This window comes from Syntrophomonas sp. UBA5494 (assembly GCF_002426325.1).
Genome location: NZ_DIPG01000053.1, coordinates 1 through 1966 on the forward strand (window position 1 = coordinate 1; position 1966 = coordinate 1966).

Consider the following 1966-nt stretch of genomic DNA (forward strand, 5'->3'; position numbering starts at 1 on the left):
GCCTGGTATTGCTGCAGCGTTTCCATGGAATAAGTGGCGAGTTCGCCTTTCAGGTAGGTTTCAAACGATGTGCCGAAGATGGGCTCTTGGCTGGAATGGATAAGCCTGCCGTGGCCGCAGACGCAGGGATAACGCTGGGAAAGCGCCTCCAGCCATTCAACCTGTACGGCGGCGATTTCGTTGATGAGCTGATTTTTTTCGCCGGACAGAACCGGCAGCCGATCCTTAATGGCTTCATATTCCACCGGAGAAGTATGTTTCATCATATAGGCGTATTTCTCCGTCATCAGATTGCGTCCCTTCTGCAGTGCTTCTTCAAGGTCGCTAACATAACTCTGCAGCATGGCGCTGTTCCAAGCCCTGAGCTGACTGCCGCGCTGTTTCTCAAAGGTCTGCCAATCATCCTGGCAATTGGCGCGTCCGCCTGCATTTTCGACGGCGTCAAACATTTCCCATTCGATATCCAGAATCCTTTTGATGACCGGTTGCATATTACTCCCCCTATTCAGCCAATATATGCAGTTTGCGGATATCATCGTCTTCAATGCGCTGCATCATGGCGCAGCAGTGATTTTGCAGATAAACGTCGTCCAAATCCGTAAGTTTTTGTCTTTTCAATTCTTCAATGACCAGCGTGCATATGGTTTCGATTATGTCCTCGCGCATCCGGTAAACATCTTCGCCGCCGTAATCTCTGCACAGTGCAGAGAACAGATCATAGGTTTCGGAAAGAACCGGCAGGCGGCGAATACCGCGGTGCGCCCATTTATAAAACGGGGCATATTTCCTGTTTAATAGGTAGAGCATGGAAAAAGCGGCTGTTGTAAATTCATGCAAGGCACACTGTGCCGCCACATATTCACGGCGTTTTATGCAGCGGGCGTAATTATATTGTCCTGCCTGGGCCATTATGGCGGCACGGGACACAATTTTTTTAATGCGGATATCCTCCGGATAAAATGCCATCAGTTCACTGCGTATTTTACTGAACTCGCCCCATTCATCCACAAAAACCTCACCGTTGGTCACCACCGCCAGATAGCTCTCAGGTATGCGGCGCCATTCCATAAGCGTCCGGGGCGCCTGTCTCAGGCCGATATACCGATAGTAAAAGGAGGAAGTAGCCATAACACCGACACGGTCGACGGATAGTTCGCTTTTACTACGCTCAGGAAAACCGAGAAAACTGCCGGGCAGGCTTGCAAACCGCTCTAGCGCCTGCCTCAGCGCCTCTTGGGCCTGATCATACCGGCCCGTTTTTTCATAGGCGACGGCCAGATTGCTGTAAGTAGTGGCGACATTTTCCCCGAAAGCGCCCAATTGATTCAGAATTGCCAGGGCCTGCTCCAGACAATCGATGGCTTTCTCAAAGTCCGCTATGCTCTGATAGAGAAGGCCGGCGTTATTGAGAGCGCTTGCATACAGATAGTTGTCGGTACCGATGGTAGTACGGTATATCTCGAAAGCCTGGTTAAACAGGTTTATAGATTTATCATTTTCGCCCATTAAACGATAGGTTCCGGCCAGATTGTTGATATTGGTAGCGTACTCAACGCTTTCAGGGCCGATGAATTCCTCAATGATCCGTCCTGCCGCAGTGAAAGCCTCGACAGAGGCCGCATACCTGCTGGTACCGCGGTAGAAGGAGCCGAGTTCGCTTAAAACCGCAAGATAAATGGGGTTGAATCCGCCGCAGCAAGGACGATAATGCCTGCCGCTCTTGTGCAAAAATTGCTCTACGGCATCTATATTTCCGGCAGCATAATGACGGTTGAGTTCCTTATAGAATTGTTCAATCATATGATCCATTTATGACTGCTCCTTTGCGTGGTTTAGTGAAAGCCATTCTAAATATCCGTCCCAGTCCCTTATTGATTGGGATTGCGCCCGGATATCCGCTGCAGACTTTACTTGGCCTGTTTTGCCTTAATGAGCTCATTTAACCGCCCCCACACGGGCTGGAAGA

2 protein-coding genes are annotated in these 1966 nt (G+C 50.1%); both read right to left on the reverse strand.

Going from position 1 to position 1966, the window contains the following annotated elements; translation table 11 throughout:
• Window positions 1-491, reverse strand: a 491-nt coding sequence (locus tag B3W37_RS06305; RefSeq protein ID WP_483175117.1) for a DUF4125 family protein, incomplete at its 3' end; no start/stop codon positions are given.
• 10 nt (window positions 492-501) lie between these two features.
• The gene (locus B3W37_RS06310) at window positions 502-1809 is read right to left on the reverse strand and encodes a tetratricopeptide repeat protein (RefSeq protein ID WP_483171322.1); all 1308 of its coding nucleotides are present in this window, start codon (window positions 1807-1809) and stop codon (window positions 502-504) included.
• Window positions 1810-1966 lie beyond the last annotated feature (157 nt).

Coding starts and splice junctions, on each gene's coding strand:
- B3W37_RS06310 (WP_483171322.1), bottom strand. CDS start 1,809: ATGGATCATATGATTGAACAATTCTATAAGGAACTCAACCGTCATTAT.